Below are 12,950 nucleotides of genomic sequence, written 5' to 3'. Positions count from 1 at the left end.
CGAGTGAACGACATTAAAAAACCCCTTTTTCAGGGGAAATGTGGACTAATATTCTAGAAATGAAATATTACGGATTTTCTTATCCAATTTTTGAATCCAGCGCTTTTTAAACTTGGCACGATCATGATGTTTTTTCCACTGCTTCGGATGTGCTAACGCATCCATCATATGGCCAATTTCAAAGGAAGTTTTATTTAACTGCTTCGTTAAAGCAACACAGAGGATTCTCCCGGGGACACTGGCTCCTACAAGGGCAATATCCCATTTGTCCTTATTCTTTTTAAGCACACTATAGGCTTCGCGGAGGTGATCATAATGGTTTAGGTCAACAATTAGTTCGATGTGGAGGTTTTGTTTCTTCAGTTTTTTGGCTGCAGCCTTTGCCGATCGTCCAACAAGAGCTACCCTGTGATCACGAATGAGGGCATGGAGGTAGCCGCGGTCGTACATCAGGTCATTGATAAACGAGTCGGTTATATACGTCGGATTCCATTTCCTTTTCTTCATAAATTTTACTAACTGCCTGGCTCTTCTGGGAAAATAGGTCACTCCAACCACATCGGCGAGGCGTACAGAACGGTCAAGATCTGAAAGTAGATTTGCCCCGGGAGGATAAGGTATACCCAAGAAGGGAGCAACCTTTTTTAACGTGGACAAATCCCTTTTTGATAATAATTTTGCCATCACGTCTCCTAGACGAATGACAGAGATTGCTTTGTTTTTAAGAGATTGATTTATTAAGCCATATACTTGTTCAGGTCCAAGCACGGATCGTCGGTACAGCCTTTCCATCAAAATCCGCCGTTTTTTTGCTCCCAGAATCATCGTTTTCCACCACCAGAAAGATCTTCATAAAAACATTTCATATACCATTCTATTTTTTGAAATGTAGAAGGTTAACCCAATTTCAGATGATATTTATTGTGGATAAAAGGGCGTATGAGCTATTTCAATACCCTATACCTTTGCATAGTGTATTGAATATAGTAATAATGTCATTCTTCACATGGCAAGGTTCAAGGAGGATAGTATGGCTATCACAGATATCTATCAATTGCAATCAAGTCCATCTATCACAGTGAATGGTCACGAGGAGGAAGTAACAAATATTCACTTGGAAGGGATTCCTCAAAGAGAAACTGGGGTTATAAACGGGGCCGTTCAGTTTCCCGACGGTAAACCCGCAGCAGGTGTGGTTGTGCAAATAATTGATGCCAACAATCAAGTGATTGAACATAATATTACAAATCCGGCGGGGAAATTTGAGTTTACAAATGTACCTCTTGGACCCTATTCCTTAGTTGCAGGTGGCAGTGGATATCTCACATCAGAACGTATGCCCGTCACGGTATCCAAAAGACCAATTACAGGCATCAGTATCACCATCCTACCAAACCATAAAATTGACAACAATGTTATATATGGAACCATACAAAATTCTGCACATGAACCGGTTGCAAATGTGACCGTGGAATTAATCAGACGAGAAAATGCAACAAATACAATTGTTGCTGTCACAAAGAGCAATCAGCTAGGAAACTTTCTATTTGGTGACCTAGATGATGGTGTGTATTTCATCCGCGCGGCAAAACTTGGTTTCTTAGTGGTCGATAGTTCTTCTGTCGGCATCGCTGGTAAGGAGTTCGTTCCAATTAACGTAAATTTGCCTGTGAATCCTACTGAGAATACAGGAACCGTCAGCGGAATGATTTCAGATAAATCATCCGGTCACCCTATACCAGGTGCGACCGTTGCCCTCTTTCGAATAAACAATGGAACGGAAAAAATGATTGATATTACACGAACGAATAACCATGGCTATTACCTATTCGGCTCAGTTGAAGCAGGAACTTACATTGTTCGTGCGACGGTGCAGGTGTCCAATCCATGAATCCGTATTATAGACCGGAAACAAGTTCTTTTTTTTCAGTTGAAAATGGGGAAAACGTTGCAATCGACTTAGCTTTGAAACGAGAAGATCAGATGAAGATTCCACCCATATTGAATTTTCGTCTCAAATTTACCATTCACATGAAGACAAGGTATGGTACCTTTCGAAAAAGGTTCACACTAGAACACCCTCTTAAAATTGGACAAAAACTATCAATCACAGAGAAATCTAAACGATACGTAAAGGAAAAATCTCCTAAAAAGCGAAAAACAAAACGAAAGAAAAAGCATTTGATGTATGGAAAAATGAAGGTAAAGATAAAATTAACCTAGATATAAAAAAGAGGCCACCAGCAACAACCGGCAGCCCTAAATTCCACTCTCAAAACCTAAACAACCGTTTAGATTTACTATTACTATACACCATTTGATCAACATTTTCTATCACGAAATTTTCTACATGCGAAGAAATATTTTCCAATACTTTCATAATGAATAATTTGGAAAACATGGTATACTCAAGATATAAATCCTCATTGTTGAGTTCCTTTTCATGATCGGATTCATGAACCGCCCTTTTAGGGCGCTTTTTTTATGTCTAATAAGATAGATATTGGTCCATATTGATAAGGTGTCAGTCCAATGTCTAAATCATGGAGGGTTGCCTAATGAAGGGTCAAATGTGGGATCAATTTAAAAGTGAGACTGCTTCTGAATTAGGAATACCAAACTATGATGAGATAGACAAAGGTCTTTTGCCGTCTCGAGTCAACGGAATGGTTGGCGGTATGATGGTGAGAAAGATGATTAATCTAGCAGAACAGGTGTTGGCAAATCAAGGACTGGACCAATCCATGAGGAATGATCAGTCGGTAACTGCTAATGATCAAAATCGTGTGGCGCAGACCCTGCAGCAACAGGCTCAGGTCCTTCCTGCTTACCAGATTCCGCAGGAGTCCTTTAACCAATTTAACCAAAATCAACTGCATTAATCTGCTGACGCAAAAAGGAGCCTGAGGGCTCCTTTTTCTTACCTTAATCCTCATCTTTTATGTCCGGATCTTCCGGAATGGGTTCGTTGGCCAACTCCTCGACTAACCTTTTATATTTCTCCAATTGCTCTAAATGGGTATTAAACTGATCCTTGTATATCAAGACTTCTCCTTCTCCGTCATGCAACACTCGTATCTTTCCCTGTAAGATTAAACTTTCCACGTATGGTACCGAAACCGATAAATATTCAGCTGTTTCCTCTATGGTTAAATACACTTTTTCCGTCACCCCTACATCGATCTTAATCTATCTTAGTTTAATTGAAAAAACATAATCTCGCTTAAAAAATTCGTCCTCGCTGTTCAAATATTTGGAATAAGTGAGAGATATTAGACTAAATATGAATTGAACCTACTATTCCAATAAGGAGGAAGATCACTTGTGTCACAAAATGTAAATCATACCAACACAGCGGTGGAACAAGATCCATACCATCTAACTTCTGATGGGATCAAGGATCCCCCCAAAGGTTGGGGCCCAAGCTTTCGTTATCTTGGACCAGGCCTTATTCTCAGCGCTGGGATTGTCGGCTCTGGAGAACTGATTGCAACCACGACCCTCGGCGCCCAAGCAGGTTTTGTGCTCTTATGGTTAGTCATTTTCAGTACCTTCGTGAAGGTCGCCGTGCAGGTCGAGCTCGCTCGCTGGACCCTCGTGACCGGCCAACCGGCCCTTGAGGGCTTCAACAAAGTTCCACCGAAGTTTGGCCGGGTGGGGTGGATCAATATGCTATGGGTTGTATTGATGCTCGCAAAATATCTGCAACTAGGTGGCATTGTGGGTGGAACAGCGATCGCGTTCAGTATCATGATGCCGATCGGCGGTGATCCGTTAGGATTCACATCTACCGCGATTTGGGTTGGCATTGTTGTCGCAGCTACGATACTTCTACTTTATTCTAGCCAATACAATCGGATTGAGCGCGGGGCTTTTGTAAGCGTCGTCATATTCTCCTTTGTAACGATTTTGATTGCTCTAGGGTTGCCGTTTACACCATTCGCTTACGATATGAATGACATTGCAAGCGGTCTTTCTCTTTCTTTACCTTTAGGAGTTATCGGTGCGGCCATTGCAATGTTCGGAATTACCGGTGTGGGTGCAGATGAAATGACCTATTACACCTATTGGTGTTTAGAAAAAGGATATGGACGCTGGGTAGGTCCGAACGATGGCACCGAAGCATGGAAAGAACGGGCGCGTGGCTGGATCAAGGTAATGTATAAGGACGCATTTCTCTCTTGGATTATCTACACCTTTGCTACATTGGCCTTCTTCATCATGGGTGCAGCCGTGCTCAATCCCCAGGGACTAGTCCCACAAGGGAATGAAATGATTACCACACTCTCACGGATGTATACCGATATCCTTGGCGGGTGGGCGAGTTTTGTGTTTTTGCTCGGGGCCATCGCGGCGCTTGGTTCAACTTTGTGGGCTACAACCGCCAGTTTTGCCAGAATGTACACGAACTTTTTGTCAATTATAGGGATTTTCAATTGGTCAGATGCGGCTGCTCGGATGCGTTGGTTTAAGATCTTCACGGTGGTAAATCCCATTTTGTGGGGGATTGTTTACCTCTTCATCCAATCCCCGGTCATAATGGTTCAAATTGGTGGTGTCATGACCGGGATTTTCTTACTCGCCGTAGTTGCAGCTGTTTGGCATCTTCGTAAAACCGAAGTCGATCCGGAATTGTACGGCGGAAGCTGGTTCAACGCTTTACTTATTGTAAGTAGTATCTCTATTGTATTGCTTGGAGTTTATACTCTCCTAAATGTTTTAGGGCTCATGCCTAAATTTTAGAAGAAAAAAGGCGGCAGGGTTCATCCCTGTCGCCTTTTCATCTATCATTAGAAAATATCCGGTTCCCCGATCGGAGCCCCAAACCCTTTTTGGAGGAAATCAAAATCACAGCCTTCATCGGCTTGCAAGATATGATTGGAATACATCCAGCCAAACCCGCGTTCGAAGCGTGCAGGCGGTTGCACCCATGCAGCTTTTCTGCGTTCCATCTCTTCGTCAGAGATCTCTAGATGGATTTTACGTGCTTCGACATCTACGGTAACCATGTCGCCAGTCTGCACAAATGCTAATGGTCCACCTACATAGGATTCCGGGGAGACATGAAGAACACAAGCGCCATAGCTTGTTCCACTCATTCTGGCATCGGAAATTCGAAGCATATCCCTAACTCCTTGCTTAACCAGTTTGGTTGGAATTGGTACCATCCCCCACTCCGGCATTCCTGGCCCACCTTTCGGACCCATATTTCTCACGATCAGGATATGATCTTCGGTTACTTCTAAGTCATCCGAATCCATGACAGCCTTATAAGCAGGATAATCATCAAACACAAGCGCGGGTCCGGTATGTTTGAGGAATTTTTCACTGCTTGCACTTGCCTTAATCACACTGCCATTCGGTGCCAAGTTGCCCTTAAGGACAGCCAGCGCCCCTTCTTTATAAATGGGATTGTCTAATGGACGGATGACATCGTCATTATACACTTCTCCACCTTCAATAATCTCACCAATTGTTTTCCCTGAAACCGTGATCTGGTCCAGATGCAGGAATGGCTTCAAGCGATTCATCAGCCCAAGAATACCACCGGCATAGTAGAAATCTTCCATTAAGTATTCCTTCCCGCTCGGACGAATATTGGCAATGACGGGGACTTCGCGGCTGATTCTTTCGAAATCATCCAACCCAATATCACAACCAGCACGCCTAGCCATCGCAATCAAATGGATGATCGCATTGGTGGAGCAACCCATTGACATCGCAACCACAATCGCATTTTCATAGGCTTTCCGTTGTTGAATCTTATCAGGGGTCAAATCCTCCCAGACCATCTCTACAATCCGTCTACCCGCATCAGAACACATCCGACTGTGGTTCGTATCTACAGCTGGTATGGAAGATGCCCCAGGAAGCGACATCCCAATGGCTTCAACGATCGCTGTCATCGTACTCGCCGTACCCATTGTCATACAGGTACCTGGACTACGTCCGATTCCCCCGGCTACTTTTTCTAAGTCACAAGCTGAACAGTCCCCTGCCCGGTAATCATCCCAATATTTAAAGGCATCCGTTCCGGACCCAAGTGTCTTACCTTGATATCTCCCTGTGAGCATTGGCCCTGCAGGGATGAAAATCGATGGAATGTTGAGACTGGTTGCACCTAGAAGCAGCGCAGGTGTTGTTTTATCACAACCACCCATGAGAATAGCCCCGTCAATGGGATAACATCTTAGCAGTTCTTCCACTTCCATGGACAGGAAGTTTCGGTAGAGCAGTGCGGATGGCTTGACCATTGCTTCAAAAAGAGACATAGCAGGAATTTCAATCGGCAATCCTCCTGCTTGGTTGATCCCCCGTTTCACATCATCCACACGATACTTGAAATGGTGATGGCACGGATTAATTTCCGCATAGGTGTTGATAATCGCAATGATGGGACGCCCATCCCATTCTTCTTGAGAGAACCCCATCTGCATCATCCGTGAACGGTGATTAAAGCTGCGGAAATCGTTGTTCTTTAACCATCGTTTGCTCCGCAGCGTATCAGGCGACTTTTTAATTTTTAATTGATCTGTCATTATTTGAAAAATCCCCTCTCATCAAACTATATGTACCATTCCCAATGTACAGAAAACTTTAAAACAATCATACCATATGTTGTTTGACTCGCAAAGCATTTTCACATTATTCACACTAACGTAATGGAATTTGGGATGAGGGGGGTGGGGCAATATCTAAAGTACCTTAAAGCTTGCCCCATCGATTACTTCAAAATGAGAAACCTTTTTGACATCTTCCATGAGTTGAAATAAAGCTTCATCTTTTTTCTTCGCTTCTATCATGCAATCCAGTTGAGGAACACTCCCTTTGATCGTTTCGAGGAAGTGAAAGAAAATTTCAGGATTAATCAAGTCAGCATGTGCTCTAAAATCCTTTTCACTTTTTGGACTGGAGATGTGCATTTTGATTGGGAGCGGAGAATGGCTCCACGTATCGATGACCCGCTGCCATTCATTTTCCCATTGTTCATCCTCTGCATGGTTGGCCATTTGATGATGGAGATCAAAAACGACGGGTACCCCTAATTTTTCTCCCAAGTAAAGTGTATCTCCGAGGGAAAATGACTTGTCGTCATTTTCCAGCATGATCATGCTTTGAATATCCTTGGGAACTAAACTCCAATTTGAAATAAAACGCTCTAATGCAGCGCTTTTATCATTATATAATCCGCCAACATGCAGCACTAAGCGATGAGTATTATCCATGCCCAGCCCATGAACTAACTTTTGATGATACCGAAGACCTTTTATGGTATCTTTAAATACTTTTTCGTTGGGTGTATTAATCACATTAAAGTGGTCCGGATGGAAATCAAGTCGCATAGTATGTTTATTGGCAAACCTCCCCAACTCTTCCAATGTTTCTGAAACAGCTGCCAAGTAGTCCCAATCTGCAACCTCTTCGTGTGTTGCCAATGGAATCAATCGGGAACTTAAACGGAAAAATTGAATATCGTGGGCAAGGTTGTGTTTGAGAAGTCGTAAGCAATTTTCGATATTGGAACGTGCAATCCGTTCCAATTTAGCAATTGCCGCTTCCCGTGAATCAATCTTAGAAAATTGAGAAAAAGTCATCGTTTGAGAAGGTGAACAGTTTTTGACATGCACGCTCATCGCTACATAGCCAAGCCTTACAATGGTCATATTTTCACAGCCTTCGATAATTTATGATCCAATTTATTCTTCCTATGTATTATGCTAAAAAATCGCATGATTATTTGGGAAGCGTGGAGATTCTAGGAAAAAAATACCCCCCGATTCCACTCCTTGGGATCGGGGGGTGATTTAATTTCTATCCTCCAACGACCGGAATCATTAGAAGAACTTGATCGTTGTCTTGCAGGATTTGAGATTCATGAGCGATTTGGTTATTAAGGAACACAAGTGCCTCAACGTCCCACTCGATACCGATTTGCTCACAAAATGTGCGAATCGTGGTATTATCCTCTACCTGAATGACTGGTGGATAATCGGATTTCCACGGGATATGGCTTTGGATTCTGATATTAATGAGCGGCTGTGACACCAATTTTATCTAACTCCTCGTCTTTCACGTCAAATCTCGTATCTGCCGCTTCATTCGTTTCTAGGTACATATATTCTGGAAGTCGATCTTGGGCCTTAGTAAAGCCAGCATCCCGGTTAAATGCGTGTTCGGTCTGCAAGCATTTTCGGGCCATCGCTCGGATATCCTCTTCAGAAACGTCTTGACCAATATACCCGGATACCAAATTGGCAATATGCTTGATATTGTCTTTGGTAAAGATTGGACCAGAGGCCATAAAACAGACACCAAGGCTATCAACCACGATGGCAACATGTTGGGCATTGTAGGAAATTTCCACTTGTCCCTCTGGGGAACGATGATCCACCTGGGCTCGAATGGTCTGACCGGCTGTATGATCTGCCCCTTGCGGTGTGGTCGCAAAGGTCACGCCCAACCCTTTAATACCACGGGGTTCATAAGCAGGCATTGCCTGGCCTTTAACAGCAGGCACACGGCGTTCCCCGTAGATTTTTCCGACCAACGTCGCTCCACCCCCGATAATGCGACCCAAAGGATTTCCTTTTTCCAAATCCAACAACATGTTTTTTGCCGCTTCAAAATCGCCAAACTCCGCAATGCCCGCCTGCATGGCCACACCGAGAGCTGCTCCTGTTTCGATAGTGTCTATGCAAAGTTCATTACAAAGACGATTCAATTCAACTACCTGATCCAAGTCCCCAATGCCCAAATTGGAACCGAGCAACCCAATATTTTCATATTCAATCGGTGTAGTTACGGTTTTTCCTTCTTCATCCGGGTAGATATTTGAACAGCGAATTGCACAACCTGGCATACAGGCATGTGTAGTGCTTCCTTCCCCGCCGCGCTCCAAAATGGTCTCGCGCATCTTCTCGCCACTGATCGACTCATAGTGTTCAAAGCTTCCTGTAGAAAAATTTCTCGTCGGCAATGCCCCTAGATGGTTAGTTGTCCTCACCATAGCAGCGGTACCAAGCTCAGGGTATACTTTTGAGGTACCTGGATGTTCACGCAGCGCCAGAGCATAATTTTTCATCCCATCCATAAACCGTTCACGATTCCTCGGTTTGTTGCGCTCCGCTCCCGTATCATCTATAATCACGGCTTTGATCCCTTTGGAACCCCACACAGCGCCCATCCCTCCACGTCCATAAAAACGGGTTGGCGAGCCATCCTTATCCAGATTCGTTACTGCTGCTGTGTTCATTTTCATTTCCCCAGAAACGCCGATCAGATTAATGCTGACCTGGTCACCAAATCTGGCCATCAGCTTTTGCGCCGCTTCGCTAGCCCTTAAGCCCAGAATTTCATCAGCCGGCTCAAAGCGCACACTATCTTTATCAATAATCACAATTTGAAAATCGTCACGCAATCCTTCAAAAATAATCGCCCGATAGCCGAGCCGTCCCATTTTTAATCCGGCAATTCCGCCAGCATTGCTTTCTTTAATTCCACCGGTAAGCGGACTCTTTGCACCAATCGAAGTTCTTTCCGCACTAGAGGCCAAAGAGCCAGTCAGTACCCCATTGGCAAGAACAATTTTATTTAGGGGTCCCAGCGGATGACAGGTTGCTGGAACCTCCTCGTAGATGAGCTGCGAAGTTAAGGCCCTACCACCAAGCAATAGACGATCTGTTGGAACATCGTCTTCCTTATAATGTAAATGGCTCATATTGATTCGTAGATATTTCATTGCCCTTCACTCCCCTATATGTAAAATGTTATCCTATCTCCCGAGAAACGAACCAAAGGAATGCATAATCAAATTTGTTTTCTGAAAATATTATATAATAGGTAGCACTTGAGGAACAGACCTTTCTTTTAAAAGTTATTTTACTTTAAGCATTTTCAAAAAAGAAGGTGCCCCCTGTATCGCTATCCGACCTTATGGGACACTTGGGACGGTCTAGCAACCTAGTATAGGTATATTTTTAGTTTGTTTTAATATTCTGTTTTTGGTGTTTTATTTTCGAAAGCTAAGCCTTTGATAATAAAAAAACACCCCCAATTCTTAAAGATGAATGGGGGGTTGATTTCGTTATTTAATTCTTCTTAGATAAGGAACTGGGGACGTATGAATCACCGTTTCGTCTTCATATTTTCCTAACATCTTCAAACCTTTTGACATGATAAATACATTTATTAGAGATGCTGCAAATATGCCCAATGAGGCTCCGAGGTTATTGCCTATTAGCATGAACACAGACATCGATGTTGCACTAAAAACAAATAACATAAACAACACAAACAGAACGTACCTTCTCATCATCACACATCCCTCCACTCAATATTTTGAAAAGTAGACGCAAAACTTTATATAATTACACACAACACTGATACCTGCCACCAAAAATAGCTTATAAACTTTATGTAATGTTAATATGTTATTTATATATTAACACGGTATTCATGTTTTTAAAATATAAAATGTATAGGGCATCTATCGTGATCTAAACAATACAAAGTTTAATACTCTTATGATAAATAATAATGGTTATCATTTTCGCATACATTGATTTAAATCAATTTGCAGACCGAATAATTCCAAAGAAAAGGAAAAACCCCCCAAACGAATTGTTTTGGGAGGTTTTCATTATCACTTCGCTATTCTTTTTTATTCGCCCTGTTCGAATAACCCCAGAATCAGACTGAACTACTCGATTTCTACCTAATTCAGTCCGTATAACATGAAATTGCCGTTCACCTCAACCGTCAAGCCCATCACACAAACAGCTTTAACGTATTGATAGAGACCTCTTGTTCAAAAGCATAACCAAAACGGTATACATTCGCTTCATCAAAAGCCCTTCCTATCAACTGCATTCCAATGGGCAATCCTGTACTAGAGAAGCCACAAGGTATCGACAATGATGGTAATCCTAACAAATTGGTTGGGCCTGCAAAGCGGTTGATGGTCCAACGGACACTTGTGTTAGATTCATCGAATCCACTCGGGATGATGTCTGGTGCTACAAGGGGGAGTGTCGGTGTTAGCAGAATATCAACATCCCCAAGAACCCTATTAAACTCTTCTATCCCCTGAAGTTTGGTTTGCTGGGCTTGAATATATTGAACCGCTGTTATATTCTTTCCGGTGAGGAGGCGCTCACGTACTTCTTCATCATATTCCTCTGGTTGTTCCATGACCAATCTTTCATGGACAGCATATGCTTCACTTCTGATCGTGACCTGATGGGCCATAGCAATTTCTTTCATATGGGGTAAATCAACATCCTTAATTTTTGCTCCTAAACTCTGAAATACCCGCATGGCTTCCTCGACTCTCTCAATAACTTCGCTTTCGGCATTCTCGTAATAATATCCTCTAGGGATCCCAATGGTAGTTCCTTTGATCCCTTGCTCAAGGCGTCGTGTGAAGTCTTCTGTTTCCGTCTTTGAACTATAGGGGTCTTTTGGGTCATAACCTATCAAGGCGTTAAGCACGATGGCATTATCTCGGATCGTTCTGGTCATCGGACCGACATGATCTAGTGTTTGGGAAAGTGGAAATACCCCTTGCTTACTGACCCTTCCAAAGGTCGGCTTCATCCCGACAATCCCACAGAACGATGAAGGGTGTCGTATGGAACCACCCGTATCGGTACCAAGTGCCGCATAACAAAGGCCGGATGAAACTGCAGCAGCCGAGCCGCTGCTTGATCCTCCCGGTACCTTCATGAGGTTGTGGGGGTTTCTCGTTGCGCCAAAATAAGATCGGTCCCCTGTAGCCCCATAAGCAAATTCATGGGTATTTACCTTTCCGAGGAGGATGGTTCCGGCTTCCTTTAGCTTTTCAACGACTGTAGCATCTTGGTTGGGTATAAAGTCTTTATATATACTAGAACCCATCGTAGTGCGGACTCCTGCTGTATAAATGATATCTTTTAATCCTATCGGAATGCCATGTAGCGGCCCTTTGACATGTCCGCTCTGGATCTCTTTTTCCGCTTGTACCGCCGAAGCGATCGCTTCCTCTTCTAGTAAGGTGACGAACGCATTTACTTTTGGATTCACTTTTTCAATTCGATCAAGCAAACAACGAGTTACTTCTAACGGAGAAAGTTGCTTTTCCACATAGGCCTTGGACAAGCCTGCGATATCCAGCTTTAAAATATCCAGATCCTCCTCTATTGCCATTGATTACACCTCCAAATTTAACGTTTCACTAGAATTTTATTACAATTCCAAATAATATACAAATCAATTCAGAATCATTTCATCAAGATTTAGGTTGAGAATCTTAATTTCAGGTTATATTAACAGGTAGTAAACTACAGAGGTGAAAATCATGCCAGATTACAGCAATAAATCTGTGGAAGAGCTTGAACAGTTAAGTGCTCATTACGCCAACGAAAACTTTGAAATTATGCGAGAGCTGGTCCGCCGCGGGGTGGGCAACAATTTGCCGGATACGCTTGAACATCCAAGTATGACCCCCACTGAGGAAGATTTTTGATTAGGTGGCCAGTAATGGTTGCCTTTTTTTAGCCTTCCTTTCCCGCAGCCAGAATACTAGCAATGCCCGCTGTGTTAAATTCCATCACGAAGCTCCTGAATGAAACTTCTCCAACATACCTAGCCTTTCCAGTACTTCACGGTTGACGATATTCTCCGTGATCTTCCCCCTTTTAACGAATTGGCAGTTGCACGAGCGCTGACCATAATCATGATGGCATGATAATCTTTCTATATGTACACCTCTCTTCATATATAGTTGTCGTTGGATTTTTCGAATTCTACTCAGATTTCCACAACTACATGTTTATCAGCATTTTCATAGGTCAAAAAGACTAACTTAAACTTTCCTAAGCGGTCATAAATTAAATTTGCTAAATTAATTCTATAATCAGACGCCAAATTTTAAAAAATGGGAACTCTAATGCTTCACAATCCGTCTAAAAAGT

The 12,950-nt window shown here is 42.9% G+C and carries 12 protein-coding genes; 4 read left to right on the top strand and 8 right to left on the bottom strand.

Going from position 1 to position 12,950, the window contains the following annotated elements:
• Nucleotides 1-45: 45 nt before the first annotated feature.
• Nucleotides 46-825 carry a GT-D fold domain-containing protein gene (locus J2Z37_RS04515; RefSeq protein ID WP_209809040.1) on the bottom strand — a complete coding sequence of 260 codons (780 nt, stop codon included), beginning with the start codon at nt 823-825 and terminating at the stop codon, nt 46-48.
• A 205-nt stretch (nt 826-1,030) separates the two neighbouring features.
• Between J2Z37_RS04515 and J2Z37_RS04510 the strand changes: the two genes are divergently transcribed.
• Together J2Z37_RS04510 and J2Z37_RS04505 are read left to right on the top strand one after the other, a co-directional pair.
• A complete protein-coding gene (locus tag J2Z37_RS04510; RefSeq protein ID WP_209809039.1) occupies nt 1,031-1,891 on the top strand; it encodes an MSCRAMM family protein in 861 nt (286 codons plus the stop codon).
• A gap of 667 nt (nt 1,892-2,558) precedes the next feature.
• Entirely contained in the window at nt 2,559-2,882 is a 324-nt protein-coding gene (locus J2Z37_RS04505) for an alpha/beta-type small acid-soluble spore protein (protein ID WP_209809038.1), read from the top strand.
• A 43-nt stretch (nt 2,883-2,925) separates the two neighbouring features.
• On the opposite strand, the gene J2Z37_RS04500 is transcribed toward J2Z37_RS04505, so the two are convergent.
• Entirely contained in the window at nt 2,926-3,159 is a 234-nt protein-coding gene (locus J2Z37_RS04500; RefSeq protein WP_209809037.1) for an excisionase family DNA-binding protein, read from the bottom strand.
• 165 nt (nt 3,160-3,324) lie between these two features.
• Here J2Z37_RS04500 and J2Z37_RS04495 point away from each other — a divergent pair, with 165 nt between their 5' ends.
• Nucleotides 3,325-4,743: an Nramp family divalent metal transporter gene (locus J2Z37_RS04495; RefSeq protein ID WP_209809036.1), complete on the top strand. Its 1,419-nt coding sequence runs from the start codon at nt 3,325-3,327 to the stop codon at nt 4,741-4,743.
• Between the two features lie 47 nt (nt 4,744-4,790).
• Here J2Z37_RS04495 and araD read toward each other — a convergent pair whose 3' ends face one another.
• The 6 genes from araD to J2Z37_RS04465 all read right to left on the bottom strand — a co-directional run bounded on the left by araD (nt 4,791) and on the right by J2Z37_RS04465 (nt 12,183).
• On the bottom strand, nt 4,791-6,539 hold the full coding sequence (gene araD / locus J2Z37_RS04490) for an L-arabinonate dehydratase (protein ID WP_209809035.1): 1,749 nt from the start codon (nt 6,537-6,539) through the stop codon (nt 4,791-4,793).
• A 156-nt stretch (nt 6,540-6,695) separates the two neighbouring features.
• The gene (uvsE, locus tag J2Z37_RS04485; protein ID WP_209809034.1) at nt 6,696-7,664 is read right to left on the bottom strand and encodes a UV DNA damage repair endonuclease UvsE; all 969 of its coding nucleotides are present in this window, start codon (nt 7,662-7,664) and stop codon (nt 6,696-6,698) included.
• Nucleotides 7,665-7,812: 148 nt separating this feature from the next.
• A complete protein-coding gene (locus J2Z37_RS04480; protein ID WP_209809033.1) occupies nt 7,813-8,046 on the bottom strand; it encodes a MoaD/ThiS family protein in 234 nt (77 codons plus the stop codon).
• Nucleotides 8,027-9,739: an aldehyde ferredoxin oxidoreductase C-terminal domain-containing protein gene (locus J2Z37_RS04475; RefSeq protein ID WP_209809032.1), complete on the bottom strand. Its 1,713-nt coding sequence runs from the start codon at nt 9,737-9,739 to the stop codon at nt 8,027-8,029. Before J2Z37_RS04475 ends, J2Z37_RS04480 begins: the two co-directional genes overlap by 20 nt.
• A 345-nt stretch (nt 9,740-10,084) precedes the next feature.
• Nucleotides 10,085-10,315: a hypothetical protein gene (locus tag J2Z37_RS04470; protein ID WP_209809031.1), complete on the bottom strand. Its 231-nt coding sequence runs from the start codon at nt 10,313-10,315 to the stop codon at nt 10,085-10,087.
• A gap of 452 nt (nt 10,316-10,767) precedes the next feature.
• On the bottom strand, nt 10,768-12,183 hold the full coding sequence (locus J2Z37_RS04465) for an amidase (protein WP_209809030.1): 1,416 nt from the start codon (nt 12,181-12,183) through the stop codon (nt 10,768-10,770).
• A gap of 151 nt (nt 12,184-12,334) precedes the next feature.
• Here J2Z37_RS04465 and J2Z37_RS04460 point away from each other — a divergent pair, with 151 nt between their 5' ends.
• A complete protein-coding gene (locus J2Z37_RS04460; protein WP_209809029.1) occupies nt 12,335-12,502 on the top strand; it encodes a hypothetical protein in 168 nt (55 codons plus the stop codon).
• Nucleotides 12,503-12,950: the final 448 nt, after the last annotated feature.

This window comes from Ammoniphilus resinae (assembly GCF_017873965.1).
In the GTDB taxonomy this organism is placed as follows: Bacteria; Bacillota; Bacilli; order Aneurinibacillales; family RAOX-1; genus Ammoniphilus_A; species Ammoniphilus_A resinae.
This window is presented reverse-complemented; position numbering and strand designations above follow the sequence as displayed.

What these genes read in the sequence shown, in the direction of transcription:
- J2Z37_RS04475 (WP_209809032.1), bottom strand. Translation starts at nt 9,739, where the DNA reads ATGAAATATCTACGAATCAATATGAGCCATTTACATTATAAGGAAGAC.
- J2Z37_RS04505 (WP_209809038.1), top strand. Translation starts at nt 2,559, where the DNA reads ATGAAGGGTCAAATGTGGGATCAATTTAAAAGTGAGACTGCTTCTGAA.
- uvsE (WP_209809034.1), bottom strand. Translation starts at nt 7,664, where the DNA reads ATGACCATTGTAAGGCTTGGCTATGTAGCGATGAGCGTGCATGTCAAA.
- J2Z37_RS04460 (WP_209809029.1), top strand. Translation starts at nt 12,335, where the DNA reads ATGCCAGATTACAGCAATAAATCTGTGGAAGAGCTTGAACAGTTAAGT.
- J2Z37_RS04510 (WP_209809039.1), top strand. Translation starts at nt 1,031, where the DNA reads ATGGCTATCACAGATATCTATCAATTGCAATCAAGTCCATCTATCACA.
- J2Z37_RS04470 (WP_209809031.1), bottom strand. Translation starts at nt 10,315, where the DNA reads ATGATGAGAAGGTACGTTCTGTTTGTGTTGTTTATGTTATTTGTTTTT.
- J2Z37_RS04515 (WP_209809040.1), bottom strand. Translation starts at nt 825, where the DNA reads ATGATTCTGGGAGCAAAAAAACGGCGGATTTTGATGGAAAGGCTGTAC.
- J2Z37_RS04465 (WP_209809030.1), bottom strand. Translation starts at nt 12,183, where the DNA reads ATGGCAATAGAGGAGGATCTGGATATTTTAAAGCTGGATATCGCAGGC.
- araD (WP_209809035.1), bottom strand. Translation starts at nt 6,539, where the DNA reads ATGACAGATCAATTAAAAATTAAAAAGTCGCCTGATACGCTGCGGAGC.